At 59.0% G+C, this 15,589-nt stretch carries 16 protein-coding genes and 2 tRNA genes; 8 read left to right on the top strand and 10 right to left on the bottom strand.

The window, feature by feature from the left end; all coding sequences use genetic code 11:
- Positions 1-12: 12 nt before the first annotated feature.
- Positions 13-684: a glutathione S-transferase N-terminal domain-containing protein gene (locus K1X75_03900; GenBank protein ID MBX7057183.1), complete on the bottom strand. Its 672-nt coding sequence runs from the start codon at positions 682-684 to the stop codon at positions 13-15.
- 94 nt (positions 685-778) lie between these two features.
- Between K1X75_03900 and K1X75_03895 the strand changes: the two genes are divergently transcribed.
- Together K1X75_03895 and K1X75_03890 are read left to right on the top strand one after the other, a co-directional pair.
- Positions 779-1,711, top strand: a complete 933-nt coding sequence (locus tag K1X75_03895) for a glutathione S-transferase family protein (GenBank protein ID MBX7057182.1) — start codon at positions 779-781, stop codon at positions 1,709-1,711.
- Between the two features lie 8 nt (positions 1,712-1,719).
- Positions 1,720-2,535 (top strand): LamG domain-containing protein, encoded by an 816-nt coding sequence (locus K1X75_03890; GenBank protein ID MBX7057181.1) that lies wholly within the window; start codon positions 1,720-1,722, stop codon positions 2,533-2,535.
- An 87-nt stretch (positions 2,536-2,622) separates the two neighbouring features.
- On the opposite strand, the gene K1X75_03885 is transcribed toward K1X75_03890, so the two are convergent.
- The 4 genes from K1X75_03885 to K1X75_03870 all read right to left on the bottom strand — a co-directional run bounded on the left by K1X75_03885 (position 2,623) and on the right by K1X75_03870 (position 4,200).
- Positions 2,623-2,694: transfer RNA gene (locus K1X75_03885), tRNA-Glu, on the bottom strand.
- A gap of 46 nt (positions 2,695-2,740) precedes the next feature.
- Positions 2,741-2,813 (bottom strand) — tRNA-Lys (locus tag K1X75_03880).
- A gap of 35 nt (positions 2,814-2,848) precedes the next feature.
- The gene (locus K1X75_03875) at positions 2,849-3,394 is read right to left on the bottom strand and encodes a chemotaxis protein CheW (protein MBX7057180.1); all 546 of its coding nucleotides are present in this window, start codon (positions 3,392-3,394) and stop codon (positions 2,849-2,851) included.
- Between the two features lie 53 nt (positions 3,395-3,447).
- Positions 3,448-4,200, bottom strand: coding sequence for a hypothetical protein (locus K1X75_03870; protein MBX7057179.1), 753 nt, complete (start codon positions 4,198-4,200; stop codon positions 3,448-3,450).
- A gap of 105 nt (positions 4,201-4,305) precedes the next feature.
- Here K1X75_03870 and K1X75_03865 point away from each other — a divergent pair, with 105 nt between their 5' ends.
- From K1X75_03865 to K1X75_03855, 3 genes are all read left to right on the top strand, one after another.
- A complete protein-coding gene (locus K1X75_03865; GenBank protein MBX7057178.1) occupies positions 4,306-4,629 on the top strand; it encodes a polymer-forming cytoskeletal protein in 324 nt (107 codons plus the stop codon).
- Positions 4,626-5,609, top strand: coding sequence for a homoserine kinase (gene thrB / locus K1X75_03860; protein MBX7057177.1), 984 nt, complete (start codon positions 4,626-4,628; stop codon positions 5,607-5,609). Before K1X75_03865 ends, thrB begins: the two co-directional genes overlap by 4 nt.
- 110 nt (positions 5,610-5,719) lie before the next feature.
- On the top strand, positions 5,720-6,775 hold the full coding sequence (locus K1X75_03855; protein ID MBX7057176.1) for a thioredoxin domain-containing protein: 1,056 nt from the start codon (positions 5,720-5,722) through the stop codon (positions 6,773-6,775).
- A gap of 83 nt (positions 6,776-6,858) precedes the next feature.
- On the opposite strand, the gene mdh is transcribed toward K1X75_03855, so the two are convergent.
- The 5 genes from mdh to K1X75_03830 all read right to left on the bottom strand — a co-directional run bounded on the left by mdh (position 6,859) and on the right by K1X75_03830 (position 11,852).
- On the bottom strand, positions 6,859-7,806 hold the full coding sequence (gene mdh, locus K1X75_03850; protein MBX7057175.1) for a malate dehydrogenase: 948 nt from the start codon (positions 7,804-7,806) through the stop codon (positions 6,859-6,861).
- A gap of 84 nt (positions 7,807-7,890) precedes the next feature.
- On the bottom strand, positions 7,891-8,592 hold the full coding sequence (locus K1X75_03845) for an HAD family hydrolase (GenBank protein MBX7057174.1): 702 nt from the start codon (positions 8,590-8,592) through the stop codon (positions 7,891-7,893).
- Positions 8,589-9,203: a hypothetical protein gene (locus tag K1X75_03840; GenBank protein MBX7057173.1), complete on the bottom strand. Its 615-nt coding sequence runs from the start codon at positions 9,201-9,203 to the stop codon at positions 8,589-8,591. The genes K1X75_03845 and K1X75_03840 overlap by 4 nt, the downstream gene beginning before the upstream one ends.
- Before the next feature lie 485 nt (positions 9,204-9,688).
- Entirely contained in the window at positions 9,689-10,846 is a 1,158-nt protein-coding gene (locus K1X75_03835) for a glycosyltransferase family 4 protein (GenBank protein ID MBX7057172.1), read from the bottom strand.
- A 1-nt stretch (position 10,847) separates the two neighbouring features.
- The gene (locus K1X75_03830) at positions 10,848-11,852 is read right to left on the bottom strand and encodes an adenosine kinase (protein ID MBX7057171.1); all 1,005 of its coding nucleotides are present in this window, start codon (positions 11,850-11,852) and stop codon (positions 10,848-10,850) included.
- A 38-nt stretch (positions 11,853-11,890) separates the two neighbouring features.
- Between K1X75_03830 and K1X75_03825 the strand changes: the two genes are divergently transcribed.
- The 3 genes from K1X75_03825 to K1X75_03815 are packed head-to-tail and all read left to right on the top strand — an operon-like array spanning position 11,891 to position 15,539.
- Positions 11,891-13,849, top strand: a complete 1,959-nt coding sequence (locus tag K1X75_03825) for an LTA synthase family protein (GenBank protein MBX7057170.1) — start codon at positions 11,891-11,893, stop codon at positions 13,847-13,849.
- Positions 13,850-13,890: 41 nt separating this feature from the next.
- The gene (locus K1X75_03820; GenBank protein MBX7057169.1) at positions 13,891-15,108 is read left to right on the top strand and encodes a hypothetical protein; all 1,218 of its coding nucleotides are present in this window, start codon (positions 13,891-13,893) and stop codon (positions 15,106-15,108) included.
- 38 nt (positions 15,109-15,146) lie between these two features.
- Positions 15,147-15,539: an NUDIX hydrolase gene (locus K1X75_03815; protein ID MBX7057168.1), complete on the top strand. Its 393-nt coding sequence runs from the start codon at positions 15,147-15,149 to the stop codon at positions 15,537-15,539.
- Positions 15,540-15,589: the final 50 nt, after the last annotated feature.

Below are 15,589 nucleotides of genomic sequence, written 5' to 3'. Positions count from 1 at the left end.
ATCAGTTTAACGTCAAATCAACATGGACCGCGCCGCGGCGACGCGCTCTTGCGCCTCGCTGCGGTCATTCTTCAGCGGCGTCGGCACATCCATTCCGCGCTGGACCGCCGGTCTTGCGGCCACCTTCTGCATCCAGGCTTGCAGATGCGAGAGACCATCGATCGGGATCTGCGACCACTCGTGTGCCGCGATCCATGGGTAGACTGCGATATCGGCGATGCTGTATTCGCCTGCCAGGTACTCGCTCTGACCGAGGCGCCGATCCAGGACCTCGTACAGTCGTCGCGACTCATTGGTATAGCGATCGATGGCATAGGGAATGCGCTCCGGGGCATAGCGGCGAAAGACTCCGGCCTGACCCTGCATCGGTCCGATGCCGCTCATCTGAAACATCAACCACTGCAGCGTCGTGGAACGCTGGCGCACATCGCTGCTCAAGAAGCGGCCGCATTTGTCGGCAAGATAAATCAGTATGGCGCCTGATTCAAAGACGGCAAAATCGTCGAGATCATGGTCAACAATGGCCGGAATGCGGCCATTGGGGTTGATTTTCAGGTACCAATCTTCTTTCTGCTCGGCTTTGCCCAACTGCATCGCCCGTACTTCATAAGGCAGTGCGCATTCCTCGAGCATGATCGAGGCCTTATGTCCATTAGGCGTTGGTCCAGTATAGAGTGTGATCATTGATCTACTATGCGTGTCGCGATCGCCCGGGGGCCAGCCTATTTTTCTGCGGCAATGACTTGCCACAGGGCGCGCCAGCGGCGAACTACTACGGATGCGCATCCTCCTCCATCACTATCCAGAATCGCCCTATTCCGAAAAGATCCGCCGCGCTCTGGCATTCAAAAAGCTGCCGTGGATCAGCGTCGAACAGCCGAAAATCATGCCCAAACCGGATCAGATTGCGCTGACCGCCGGCTATCGCAAGGCGCCGGTGCTGCAGGTTGGGGCCAATCTTTACTGCGATACCAGACTCATCGCTGACGTCCTCGAAACATTGCAGCCTGCGCCCTCGCTCTTTCCGGGCGCGCAGTCCGCCGTTGTAAGGATTGCCGCCAACTGGTGCGACCAGAACCTCTTTCGACTCAGCACCTTGATTGGTTTCAAGCAGCCTCAGAATGCTAGCGGCATGTCGCGCAAGGAAGCGGTAGCGCTGCTTCGCGATCGCGCAACGATGATGAAAGATGCTCGCGTGCTCGAAGTGGAAAGTCATGATGTCGAGCCGTGGCTGAAGTCGTGGCTGGGCGCCATTGACGGACAACTGGGACGCGCTGCCTGGCTTTGCGGAGATGAGCCTTCGATTGCGGACCTGGCTTTGTATCATCCGCTATGGTTTCTCAATATGACGGGCAACCTGTCGCCCCTGCTCTCCGATCTGCCGCGCCTTGCCCAGTGGCAGCAGCGCGTCGCGGCGTGGCCGGATACTATGCAAGAGTCCATCAGCGCTCAGGCGGCTATCGACGAAGCAAATGCGCACTCGGTGCGTCGTCCCGCGGATGCGGCCATCCTGGGATCGCAGTTTCAGGTCGGCCAGCGCGTGGCCGTCACAGCCAGCGACTATGGCTTTGAGCCGACAATTGGAAATCTCATCTGTCTGACCGAGAATGAAATCATTTTGCAACACAGCAATGAACGAGTACGCGATGCGGTGGTCCATTTCCCACGCTTTGGCTATCGGCTTTCGGCCGCTGATGACGTTGGCGGTTGAAACCCGGAATGCGTGCCTCGGTTTTGTTGCAGCGAAAGCATTCTCGTATCGCTTCGGGGCCAGTCTGCCTTGCCATTTTGCTTTTGGCGGCCTGCTATGCGCCCGATACCAATGGCAAACCGGAACTCAGCCTGGCCGCCCTGGGCGCAGTTGCTGCCGGCGTTGCCAGCCTGGCGCCGCTCCATTTCTACAATCTGGACAGCGACGGCGCCGACACTCTGGGCGGACCGACGCTCAATCTTCTGCCTGGTTGGGCCCCGGCGGCCGATCGACATGGGCTGGCTGGCGGCGCCGTCCAGCTGAATGGCCAGTCCATTAACTACAGCGGCCTGGCCTTCGCCCGCAATGAGACTCAGTTTTTTTCCGCGGCGATCTGGATTCGCCCGACCGGATTTTCGGCCAATGAGATTGGCGGCGTACTGCTGGCTTCCACCGCCTGTACCATTGGATCGCCGGGTTGGGGACTGGAATTTCGGCGCGACTTTATGGCCGCTTCCCGTCTGCGACTTTACTCAAGCGATGGCGCGGCGCCCATTCACGATGTCAGTACCGGCTACAGCTATCCTCTCAATAGCTGGCTGCATGTCGCGGCCGTTCACGCCGCCGGCAGCGGCGGACAGACCTGCATGCGCATCTATGTAAATGGCGCCCTTGCCGCCCAGCAATGCCTGGCTCCCGCCGCGTGGCTTTTTGCGACGCGCTTTGATATTGCCTGCGCCATCCTGCCGCCGGATCGCTACTTGTTGGGCGACTTTGACCAGTTTGCCTTTTTTGATCGAGCGCTCAGCGATGCTGAGGTACAGCAGCTTTACCTTGCACCTTGAAGGAAAGGAACGGCAAAACAAAAACGGCGGGGATCACTCCCCGCCGCAAGCTCTCGATCACAGTACGAATGCAATACATTCGCTATGCATCCCGTAGGGGAATCGAACCCCTGTTGCTGGAATGAAAATCCAGAGTCCTGACCGCTAGACGAACGGGACCTGTTGTATTTTTCTCATTTAAAAATGAGTGCAACGGTCAGGACTGTGAGGCGCCCGGGATTCGAACCCGGGACCACTTCCTTAAAAGGGAAATGCTCTACCGACTGAGCTAGCGCCTCCTCCGCAGGCCACTGTGCCTAAAGCGCTATGATGGTCAAACCGATTTTGTGCTGTCGATGTGCGCAGCCTGGCCGACCGCACCGCCAACTTGAAAAAGTCCGCTGAGTTCCTCGTCAGTAAACAGGTGGTCCAGGTTCAGCAATACCACAAACTCATCACCGTTCTTTCCAACGCCAGTTACGAAGCGACCGGAGGCGCTTTTCAAACTGGGCGGTCCCGGATCGATACTTTCTGGCGGGAAACGCTCCACGCGCTGCACGCGGTCCACGGCCAGTCCAATGCGACGACGATTGATCACAGTAATAATTGCACGATCCGGAGTACGCGGCTGTTCCTCTGCCTCGATTCCAAGGCGCGAACCAAGATGAATCACGGGCAGCACCCGTCCGCGAATGTCCATGAGTCCCATGAAGTAGCCGCGGGCATGGGGGATCTGGATCAATTTTTCGATGCGAACAATCTCCGCCACCTGGGCGACGGGAATCCCGTAGTCTTCCTGACCCAGGGAGAAGGTGAGAAACTTCTGGGCGATTTCTGCGGCGACTCGCTCCTGGCTCGACTGATCGCCGATTCGCTTCATAGGTCTACGTCGCCCGCGCCGCAATGCAATTCAAACAGATTTGCGGGCATGGCTCACAGGAAAATTGCCCACATGCGGTATTGAACCTGCAAATATACGGCCCAGGCGCTGGCCATCAATAGCGCCAGCACCTTGGGTAGAAACGGATCGCGCTGGCGCAGGGTCCAATCGACGCCCCCGCTGAAGAGCGCCAATGCGCCCCACGCGCCGGCCAGCTCGGTCAGGCTTAAATAGCCGCTCATATATCCGATGCCACAGGCCGCTGCTGCGCTGAGGTCCAGCAGCTCTTCCGGGAAACGGCGCAACAGGCGCTGCCAGGGCGTAAGCTGCAACCAGACCTGGCGTCGACGTTCGATGCGTTCGCGCATCCATCGCCAGAGACGAAATCTCCTCTGCAAAGGGTAGCGCTCATTCCAGCGCCTGGCGGATAGCGACGCTGCAGAGAGCGTCGCCGGCAGTCCATAGGCGCCGCCCAGGCTCTGCAGCAGCATTGCATCTGGCAGATGCTCGAAATAGCGCGCCATGGGCAGCAAGCGCGAGGTAAGATCCAGACTGCGCCGCGCGCTGAGTTCTCGCTCCTGAAGTACGACTCCGGACTTGACGACGGCGATGTAAGTCCGATTGCGCTCTGCCTGGAGGCTCAGCTCAATGCGCGCCATGCGCCGCGAAAAATTGAAATCAACCTGCAAGCGGTCGCCATCAGCGGTTTCCGTCTGATAGCAGCGCTGGTAGCCCTCCTGTTCGGAAGGAGACGCGCGCCACAGAGCCGCCAGGCTCCGAGCATCGGGGAAAAGCTTGCGTGTCATCTACCTGGATTATCGACCCAAGCGAGACGACCTTGCCCAAAAAGCGCACCAGGGTTCCGGCCAACTTTGCCTTGACCGGGCGTTGTCAGCCCTTAGCAGGGACCTATGAGCGACCAGGAAATCGACACGGTGCTGGGCGAAGACATCAATTTCCGCGGCAAACTGCAGTTCAAGAAGAGCCTGCAGATCAATGGCCGTTTTCGCGGGGTCATTGATAGTCCCGGGCACCTGGTCGTCGGCGCGGGCGCCGTGGTCGAAGCGGACATTCAAGCCGGCAGTATCGCAGTTCAGGGCGAATTGCGCGGCAATGTTAACGCAGAGCGACGCATTGAACTTTCGCGCAGCGCCCAGCTTACCGGAGACCTGCGCGCCCCGGATCTTGAAATCCAGTCTGGCGCCCGTTTTACGGGCAGCTGCATCATGGAATGAGCGCACTTCGCGCCGGCCAGTGCCCCCCCTTCCGTGTGCGCATACCGGCTACCAGCGCCAATCTTGGTCCTGGCTTTGATCTATTTGGCCTGGCTCTGGCCATCTATACCGAATTGTATTTTGAATTCAGCGAAGAACCACAGCTCGCCGAGCTGGTGGATGCCGATGGCAGGCCGCTGCCCTTCCCGCCTGAAAAAAACCTGATCGCCGTGGGCTTTCGCGCGCTTTTACAGGAACTTGGATACGAAGCGCCAGGTTTTCGGGCGCGCGTGGTCAGCGAGCTGCCGCCTGGCCGCGGCTTTGGCTCCTCGGCTGCTGCACTTGCTGGCGGCGTTGCGGCAGCCCGCGCCCTGTTGCATTTTGCCCAGGGCGCTCCCGCGCCGCTCGATCAAGCTCGGGACGATGTAAATCTTCTCACCCGGCTGGAAGGACACCCGGACAATGCGGCGCCGGCGCGCGTTGGCGGTTTTGTTTTTGCCTGCCTGGAAGCCGGCCTGGTGCGCTACTTTCAACATCGACTGCCGGAAGCGCTGGGTTTGGCGGCCATTGTTCCCGATTTCGGCATCTCCACTGCGAAGAGCAGGACGCAACTGCCGCGCAGTGTCAGCCTGGCAGACTGTCTTTCCAATCTCAAGGGCGCGCTGCTCTGGCGAGAGTATATCGACTCGGGCGATGAGCAACAGCTGGTTGCAGCGCTCAATGCCGATCGCCTGCATCAGCCCTACCGCTCAGCGCAGATTCCAGCGCTTGCCGCCCTGCAGGAGCGGGCGGCCGAACTGGGCATCTTTGGCGCCACAATTTCCGGCTCCGGACCGGGGCTGCTTTGCTACTATCCGCGCATCGAAGAAGCATCGATTCTCAGCGCCATCAAGGATCGACTCTCCGAAGTCACAGAACAGCACGGCCAGAATTTTCAGATTTTGCCGACAGCGCCCGACTACCACGGACTGGTGCAGATTGCTGCCGCCCTGCAGGCGTAACCTTTCCCTTGCGCCGCTCGTCCGATAATAGCTGGCCTGCAACCGTGTAGAAGGAAAGCCTGCCCGCAATGCTGGAGCGGCGGCAGCCCGCTCCTCCGGAGAAGGATTGAATGCCTGTTGTAACACTATCTCGAAGCCGCCTCCTGCTGAGTCTGCTTTTGGTCGCGACCGCCGCCCTGTCCGCCTGCAACCGCGGGCCCAGCGCCACGGTAGATGGCGACAGATTCACCGAGGACGACCTTCGCCGCCACCGCCCCAAGGTGTACTGGGAACTGCGCAAGGAATTTGATGCCAAGATGGCGCAGGCTTTGCAGCAACTGGCCATCGATCGACTGCTTGAGCTGGAGGCCAAAGAAAAGGGCATCAGCAGCGGCAAGGACTATCTGACGGCAATTCGCTCGCAAGCGCCGCGCCCAACTGAGGCCGAAATCCAGGACACCTACAACGCACTGCGGGCTTCCGGGCGTATTTCGAACGAAAGCTTTGGCGCCATTCGTGGTCAGATCGAAAGCGCCCTGCACAATCAGGCCATGGATCGTCAGGTGCAGCTGGAGATTTCCCGACTGCAGGAGAAATATCATTTCGCTCAAGCCGATGCCACCTATCCGGAAGAAGCGGATCAACCGGTGCAGGTGGCCGTCGAGCGCGATGATCCGGCGCGGCTGAATCTCCAGGCCAAAGTTACCGTCATTGAATTCTCAGACTTTGAGTGTCCTTTTTGCGCGCGCGCTCAGGAGATCACTCGCAAGGTCAGGGAAGCCTACGGCAATCGAATTCGCTGGGTGGTGAAGGACTTTCCGCTTCACTTTCATCCGCATGCAATGGGCGCGCACATTGCCGCCCATTGTGTACTGCGCCAGGATCAGGAAAAATACTGGCGATTCTTTGATACTATCTTCGCTCCGGATCGGCCGGCCAATATTTTGCAGCCTGATTCCTTGCGCCGGGCGGCCGCCGCGCAGGGCGTCAATGTATCGGACTACGATCAATGTCTTCGAGATCCGACCGTTGAACAGCGCATTCGCAAGAACATGCAGGCCGGCGAGGAGGCTGGAGTCTCTGGAACTCCATCCTTTTTTATCAATGGCCACCAGATTGAAGGCGCCATGCCCTTTGAAGAATTCAAGCGGCTGATCGACCGCGAACTGGAGAAAGCCGGCGGCTGAGGTTGCGGCGCAACACGCCTCAAAAAAAAGGCCGGCGTCGCATTGCCGGCCTTTTTTGAAGCTTCGCCCGCTCTGAATCGGGATCAGAGCACGCCGAGGCTATCCACCACGGTGCAGAGTTCTTTGACCGCCGCGGCTGATTTGTCCAGCGCCGCTTTTTCCGTGGCGCTCAGCTGAATCTGAATGATTCGTTCAATTCCCTGCTCGCCCAGCAGAACCGGAACGCCCATGAATATGCCGCTATGGCCGTACTCGCCCTCGCACAGAGCTGCACATGGAAACACCCGCTTTTGATCGCGCAGGATTGACTCTGCCATCGCAATCGCCGATGCCCCTGGAGCGTAGAAGGCGGAGCCGGTTTTCAGCAAATTGACAATCTCGCCGCCGCCGTTAGCCGTTCGCTTGCACATGGCATCAATCTTCTCCGCGGTCAATCCGGGGAATTCAGGCAAGGGGATGCCAGCGATGGTCGAGTAGCGCGGCAGCGGCACCATCGTGTCGCCGTGTCCGCCAAGCACGAAGGCCGTGATGTCCTCGACGCTGACGCCGGTCTCCATAGAGATGAAGGTACGGAAACGCGCCGAGTCAAGTACGCCAGCCATGCCCATCACGCGATTCTTGGGAAAGCCAGTTACCTTGTGCATCACATAGACCATCGCATCCAGCGGGTTGGTGATCACGATAACAAAGCTATTGGGAGCATATTGTTTGATGCCCTCTGCTACCTGCCGAACGATCTTGGTATTTGTGCTGACCAGATCGTCGCGACTCATTCCCGGCTTACGAGGAATGCCGGCGGTTACAATACAGACATCTGCGCCAGCTATGTCCTTGTAGTCGTTGGTCCCGGTGATCCGGGAATTCATTGCTTCGACCGGAGTGGTCTCGTAGAGATCGAGGGCCTTGCCCTGCGGAACGCCCTCTACAACATCAAAGAGGACGACATCGCCCAATTCTTTCTGCGCCGCCAAAAGCGCCATGGTGCCGCCAATCTGGCCTGCGCCAATCAATGCAATTTTCTTACGTGCCATAGGCCGACAATGCCGATCGGGCGCGGCCGCGGTCAAGCCAGACTCGACGGGCCCGGGCGGCCGCAGTCCCCCGCCGGGAAGCCCTCAGTCCGGCCTTCGTCCGCCGCCGACGCCAGGGAAAAGCGACAGCAGCTCGTTGACTGAATCTACGCGCGCCGCAGCCCCGCTCCATTCCGCCTCAGCGCCGTGACCGTAGCGGCAAGCGATGAAGGCCGCGCCATTTTCTACGGCGGCATCGCGATCGGAATAGCGGTCGCCGATGACCGCTGCTTCCTCCGGCGCCAGCTGATTGCGCCGCAACGTGGCGGCAACCAGCTCGGTCTTATTGTGAATGCTTCGATAATCGACAAAGTCAATGGAGCTAAACCATTGCAACGTCCCTCCGCTGCGCAGCACCGCCTCCACGTAGGGGTAGCGACCATTCGACGCGCTGAAGAAACTGTAGCCCCGACGGGCAAGTTCGGCCAGGGTTGTAGCCGCGCCCTTGTAGTGTTCCCCCGCCCCTTCGCCGACGCGCACCACCAGGGCATGCAATATCTGCAGGCTCAGTCTTTCGCGCTCCTCCGGGGCCAGCGTCGGCGCCAGATTTTCAAAGATTTCGCGCACCGGCTTGCCGATCTGAGCCATGATCTCCGACAATTCCGGCGTACGTTCCGGCCGGCCAAAGCGCCGCCGGTACAATTCGAATCCGGCCCGATAGGTCTCGTGCAGGATCGATTCGCTGGAGTAAAGCGTACCGTCAATATCCCAGAGCAAGGCCCGCACACGACTTAAATCTAAGCTCACAGCGCGCCTTCCAGATGAAAGGACTCCACAAACTTTTCAATCACCTCGATATGATCCTGCTCCGGCCGATCGGTCTGCATCGCCGGGTCATACAGGTGCTCATCAAAGAGGTGGAAGTCAAAGATCTTCAGCTGGAAATCAGGCAGCGTAATGATCAAATTTTCCGTATGGATATCCAGGATCAGTTTTTCTTCGCGCGCCAGCCGCTCCGTATACTCAATCAGACGCCGGAAATCCTCGGCAATTTTGACCAGCACCTTCTTCTTGATCTGTCCAAAGCGACCGATATCAAACTCAAAATCAAAGCTGGGAAATAGCCTTCCGCCAAGGAGTCCCTGGCGACTCTTCTTCCCGGCCCTTGCAAATTCTTTCAGATGCTTTCCGACCAGCATGATCTGGCTGTCCATCGGCGTAATTTTGCGCGAAAAAAAATTCTCGCCCATCAAGCGGCGACGATAGCGCACGCCCATGAAAAAGCGCGTGGGTAAAACCAGATCCGGCAAGGCCTCGCGCACCTTCCAGTAGTGGTAACGCTCCATGCCCAGCCGAAAAAACTTGAACTGCATCTTTTCCCGACGGTAGCCTCTGCGACGGGCGCAAAGCGAATCCATCAAATCCAGTTCTTCTTCATTCAGAAAACGCTCGCGATTTCCGGCCACCTCGCGGTAGAGCGAACCGCAAATGGGGTCGGAGGGCAAGATTTCTTTGGAAATCTTCACAACCATCTGCCAGGGCAGACGATAAACAAATTTATACGAACCGCGGCCAATGTAGGAATCAGCCGAGATTGGCATGAAGTCCTCGAGATTTTCCGCATCGTACCGATATCCCAGACGCATTACGTAGGCGATGGGAAACAAGCGCTCATAAATGCGACGCGGCAGGGCCGATTCCCGCAGCTTGAAATCAACCGGCAGCTGCTCCAGCTCGGGCGCCCGCCGTTGTCGCGCGATGCGAAACGCCTGCTCGATCCATTCATCGCTAAAGGAGTCCAGCAGCGACTTCATCGCCTGGCCGGCGCGCTCGCCGCCGCGCTGCAGTCGCTCCCCGCCGCTGCGCATGCGCTCGCGCAATCGTTGCAGCCAGCGGCCTGGGCTCATTTCGCTGGCCCCAGAAGAGTCGACAGCGCGCGCTGGTAGCATTGCAGGGTTGCATCGCAGGTCGCCTCTTTGCTGAATCGGCGCACTGATTTACGATTCCAGGCGCCAAAGCGTTGCCGCATCTTCGGATCGGCCGCAAGAGCCAGCATATTGCGGGCATAGCTTTCGAAGTCGCCGGCTGCTGAGAGCAAGCCGCCTTTGCCGTTTTCGACCATCTCCGGTATTCCTCCGGCCGTGGTACCGAGCACCGGCAAACCGTGGGCCATGGCATCCAGGACCGCCGTGCCCAGGCCCTCCTCGTTTGAGGAAATGGCAAACAGGTCAAAGGCTGCATAGCAATCCTGGATATCGGCGCGATAACCGGGCATAAAGAGCGTACCTGATTGCGTCAGGCCAAGTTGACGCGCTTGCGCCTCGAGGGCGCCGCGCAGAGGGCCTTCGCCAAAAATAACCAGCCGCAGGCGCATCGATCGCGGGGCGCGGGCCAGCGCTCTGGCGAAGGCGGCAAGCATCGTACGGTGGTCCTTGTGTCCCACCAGCGCCGCGGCGTTGCCGATCAATATGTCGCCCCTGCGCAAGGCCAGCTGACGACGCAGCGCACTGCCATCGGAATGCTTGCGATATTCCTTCAGATCGATGCCGCTGTAGGCAATATCAATGCGCTCCGGAGCTATGCCGTCCTCGACCAGGATGCGACGAACATTTTGTGAAATTGCCAGATAGCGTGTGACCAGCGGCGTCTGGTACTTCCAACGCGAGAGCAAATTCGGACGGGCCGGAAAGTCAACGCGCCTGGAGACGATCAAGGCCGCCGCCGGCATTGCCACGCGCGCCAGCAAGCCCAGGGCGTGAGCGCGAGCAGTATGAGCGTGCAGATGGGTGGGAGCAAACTGCCGCACCAGAGTCCGCAATCCGCGAATGGCAAGCGGATCCAGTTCGCCGCGCATTCGTAGCGCTGCATGATCGATGCCCTGAGCCTTGCAGCGCTGCAGCAGAGCGGAGGACGGCTGACCGACCACCAGTTGCGAGTAGCCGCGACGCTGCAACTCGGTAGCCAGAAAAAACGTCTGACGCTCGCCGCCGCGCCAATCCTGCGCCGTATTCAGGTGCAGAATGCGAAAGGCTGCCGACTTCGCCGCTGCGCTGCGAGCCATATCAAGCCAGGATGCCTTTGATATGTTCTCGATAATCGTTAAACAGGCGTGCGCCGTGGATCTGCACGACCTGGGCGCCCATGTAGTTGCCAATGCGTGCGGCCTCTGCACTGCTTCGACCCTGCGATAGTCCAAAAAGTGCGCCGCCAGCAAAGGCATCGCCGGCGCCATTGGTATCCACTGCCTTTACCGGAAATCCAGCAACGTGCTGCACGGTTCCGCCCTCCGCCACGAAGGCCCCTTCGCCGCTGTTTGTTATAAAGACATGATGGGCAAGGCCATTCAATTCCTTGATGCAAGCGTCCAGTTCGTGCCAGCCCGTAAAGGCGCGGGCCTCATCGGCATTGCAAAATACGACGTCGCAGAATTCATGAACCGCCCGGCGAAATTCATCGCGGTAACGCTCGACGCAGAAAGGATCGGAAAAGGTCAGGGCCACGCGAACATCGTGTTTGCGCGCCATTTCCATGGCCCGCTCGCAGGCCTTGCGCGGCGCCTCGGCGTCCCAGAGGTAGCCCTCCAGATACAAAAATTTGGCGCTCTTCAAACGTTCTTCGTCAATATCATGGGAATGGAGTCGGGTGGACACGCCCAGGTGCGTACACATCGTGCGCTGGGAATCGGGCGTAGTCATTACCACGCAGGTTCCGGTAGCGCCATGATCTTCGGCTGCTTCTTTGACATAGAATTCAATGCCGGCTTCGCCCAGGTCGCGTCGGTAAAATTCGCCATTGGCATCCGCCGCCACCTTGCCGGCGTAGACTGCCTTGCCGCCCAAACGCGCCAGAGTCCACATGGTGTTTGCCGCCGATCCGCCGGATCGCAGCTCAAGCGAACGGTCTTGAAGGTCATGCAACAGATCGCCCTGGCGTCGCGAATCAGCAAGCGTCATGATGCCGCGGGCCAGTTGATGCCGTTCAAGGAAGCTCTCGTCCACAAAAGCCAGGGTATCGACCAGCGCGTTGCCCACGCCAAAGACGTCAAATTTACGATTCGAGTGTCCCACAGGTCCATTTTGCTTTTCCCTGCGCACAGGCAAGTAAAATGAAAACTCCCGGGATGGCAGGGCGGCATGGTTCGCTGCGTTCGTTGCTACTCTGGTCTGGCGCTTCGCTGAGTTTGCTCTGGCTCTCGCGCCTCAGCTTTCTGCTCTTGCTGTGCTCCACATCCTGGCAAACTGCCGCTGCTCTGACCGTGGAACGCTGGCTGCAGGGCTTGCGCTTTGACCTGGCAACGCTGCCGCTGCTGCTGGCGCTGCCCTCTTTGCGCAGCGCCGCCGCTCTGGGCGGGGCGGCGCGCCGCTTCCGGCGCGCGCTTGACGCTGCTCAGGCGACGCTCTTCTTTACCTGCGGGCTCTTGCTTGCAGCCAGCAACTACAACTACGTCTACAACCAGAAGCATCTGGGCTGGGAGCTTTTTGCCTATCTGCCGGATGCGCTGAGCCTTGGCCGCTCAGCCCTTTCGCACGACCCCTGGCTCTGGCCCCTTGTAGCCTTACTCTTGCTCACGGCTCTGCTGCTTTTTCGATTGGCCGACGATCCTGCGGATTCGACCAGGCCGATCAAAGCCCGGCGCCGGACTGCACTCTTCTTCCTGCTTATCGTCCTCCTGCTCAGCGCCGTGCTGTGGCGCGGCGGATTTCAGCAAAATCCCCTGCGTCCGGCCGATGCAATTCTGGGAAGCGATCGTTGTCTCGATCAGGCAAAGCTGAACGGCATCTTCACCGTCGCCCATGACATGGATGATCGTGATGAGTTCTCCGCCGTTTTTCCGGAAAAGGAAAATCGACTCCAGATTCAAGCGCTCTTTGAGAACGGCGATCCCTGGATCAGCGAAGACTATCCGCTCTTGCGTCGGATGGGTCCGCGCCCCAGGCAGCATCACGATATCATTCTCATCGTCATGGAAAGCTTTTCGGCGGCGCTGCTGGTTGAAAATGGCGCGGCGCTGCAATTGACCCCCGGCCTGCAATCTCTGATCGCCCATGGACGCTATTTTTCACGCACCGCCGCGGCAGGCGGACGCAGCGCCAATGGCCTGACGGCAATGCTGCTTGGCATTCCCGATCGCGCCGGGCGAACCTTACTGCGCAGCAATCAGATTTACAATCGCTTTGGCGCCCTCCCGCGGTTGCTACGGCATCGCGGCTACCGGACCCTTTTTTTTCATGGCGGCGACTTGCGCTTCGACAACCTGGATCGCGCCCTCCCACACTGGGGATTTGACGTTTCCTATGGCAGAGAGCAGCTGAAGGAGCGCTGGCCAGATCGTTTGCATGACCCGCAGGGTTACTACGACGAGGATTTGTTTGATCTGGCCTTCGCCGAAGCCGAAGCGTCGGCCGGCCCTGCTTTTCTTACCATTTTTACGCTGAGCACGCACCACCCCTTTGTCATTCCGCCAGATGCGCCGCGTCCCTTTCCGCCGTCCCTTTCACGCGCCGACTTTTATAACAGCGTTCGTTACAGCGATGCGGCCTTGCTGCATTTTGTGCAGCGCCTGCAGTCCTCAGCGCGCTTTCGCAATGCCGCAATTGTCATCACCGCCGACCACTGCCATCACCACGGCCTTGACTACCTCCAGGATAGAATGATTCCTTTGCTCTTGCTTGGACCGGAATTTAGCGCTGGCCGCAACCCGCGCCTCAGCTCGCAGCTGGATGTGGGGCCCACCATTCTTGCACTGGCTGGCGGCAATTCCGTCTACGCCATGCTGGGCGATGATCTAACGCGGCCGACCGGAAGCGAACATGGCGTTTTTTTTGCAGGCGGATCGGACACCAATGCCATAGGCTGGATTGAGGGCGATTGGATGGCGGTCGGCTGGCTGCAAAGCGAGCGTCGTCTACTGTTGACCGCTCGACCGCCAGCGAATTGGGGCGACCGCAGCAGCGAATTGCCAGAAGTTTCTGCGCTCTACCTTGAGCGCGCCCGACGATTGCAACAATTTGTCCGCGGACTGGAGGCCCGCAATCGACTCTGGCCGCCTCAAGATCCCTGGTAATTGCAGACTTGGTTGACCTCTGTCCAGTGCGCTACAAAACGATGGCAGTGTTTGTCCAAAGCTATCTGGCCTATCGCGATGGCGGCGACGTTGAGGCTGGCCGCGAACTGGCTGGCCTCATCTATCGATTGCTGAGTCAGTGGCTGGAACAGGAGAAGCCGCCGCCTGATTTTTTAGATCAATTCGATGCTTTTCTGGAAGCGCTGGACGGTCGCACACTATCGCCCGAGGACCTGCTGGAGCTGGGCCTGCTGCACTGTGCAGAGGCGATTGCCGGCTATCGCTCCGATGAGGAAAGCGATGAGTCGATGCGCTTCTACCTCAACGAAGCGCGCCTGCCGCTCTTTGCGCTCATTGAAGAGAATGCCTATCGTATGCTGAAGCGCTTTGACTTTAGCGAAATCGATTTTCAGATATTTGAGATCATTCAGGGGCCCTTCCCGCATGAGTCGGCGCAAAATTTTTTGCTCGAGAACGAGTGGGTCGACGTCTGGCTAACATTGCGCTACGTCGATTCGCTGCCAGCATCGGAATTGGATCTTGACTTGCTGGAGCGATTGATGGAACGCCGCTCCGCTGAGCATGAACGCCTGATCATGCTGGCCTACATGTTATTTGCGCGGCGCGAAGTCATCTGGGAGCTGCTCAGTCAATCGGGCCGGCCGGATCTATTTCAGTTGCCGCCAGGCATCCCGCTGTCCCTGGTCGCCTCGCTCTACGAGCTCACCGAACATGGCATCCAGGATGGTCAATTGCGCGTCGACTACTCGACATTTCAAGCAGGTGCGCCGCGCGAACCGTGGCTCTTCTGCTTGCTGGCCTACTTTGAAATCAGTCAGGCTGGACCCGCTCCGGGCTGGCTTGGCCTGATCGAAGAGTGCAGCGGAATTCTCTGGACCTGCTCCATCCACGAAGAAGACCAGACGATCGACTACCAGCCTTGCGCCGAGTATGCGGCCGCGGCACTGGCTCGCCTGAGCGACGATGAGTTGCTGCTGGCCTTGCAAACCTCGCGTGTCCTGCCCGTTTTTTTCAGCAGGCTGGAGGCTTACAATGCAGAAGCGTTCCAGGCTTTCCTCAGCGCGCTGGCCCGTCATCCGGCGCTGCTGCTGGCTGAGCTGGAACTGGCTATCGAAAGCGACGATCGCAATCGACCGCGTCGATTGCGACTGGCGGCCTGTGCGGATGCCATCGGATATGCAATCATTCGCCGTCGCGGCAACGTATCGCTGGTAAAGCGCGACGAGCTTTCTTCCTGAGGCGCAGCCGTTTGCAACCTGCTCTATTCCAAATTACATTGAAGGTATTTTTGAGGCGCGGGGATTGCCTTCTGGTCTTGCGCGATCGAAAACAACAGCGCGGCGACCTGCCCGGCGGCCGACTCGGCGCTGGCGAAATCTATCGTCCCTGGCCGGAAGCGCTGCAACGCGAATTGAATGAAGAGCTGGGCGATGGCATTGGTTATTCGCTCGATTCGCATCCGCTTTTCATCTTTCCACACTACATCCAGGAAAGCGGCTACGAAGCGCTTGGCATTGCATTTGGCGGCGAGCTGCTCAGCGGAGAGCCGCAGCTGTCTGCAGAGCACGACCAGTGCTGGTGGCGCCAGCTGGCAGGCTATGACCCGAGCATCGACTTCAGCGATCATTTGCTGGAAGCAGTGCAAATCTACCTGCGTCTACGGCGCTAAGCTGCAAATCGAAAGCCGCGAGCCGCGGAACGATAGTTCTTTTGAAGCCT

The sequence above is a fragment of the Leptospirales bacterium genome (genome assembly GCA_019694655.1).
Taxonomy (GTDB): Bacteria; Spirochaetota; Leptospiria; order Leptospirales; family Leptonemataceae; genus SSF53.
Note: the sequence above shows the minus strand (reverse complement) of the source record. Positions and strands in the feature narration are given on the sequence as shown.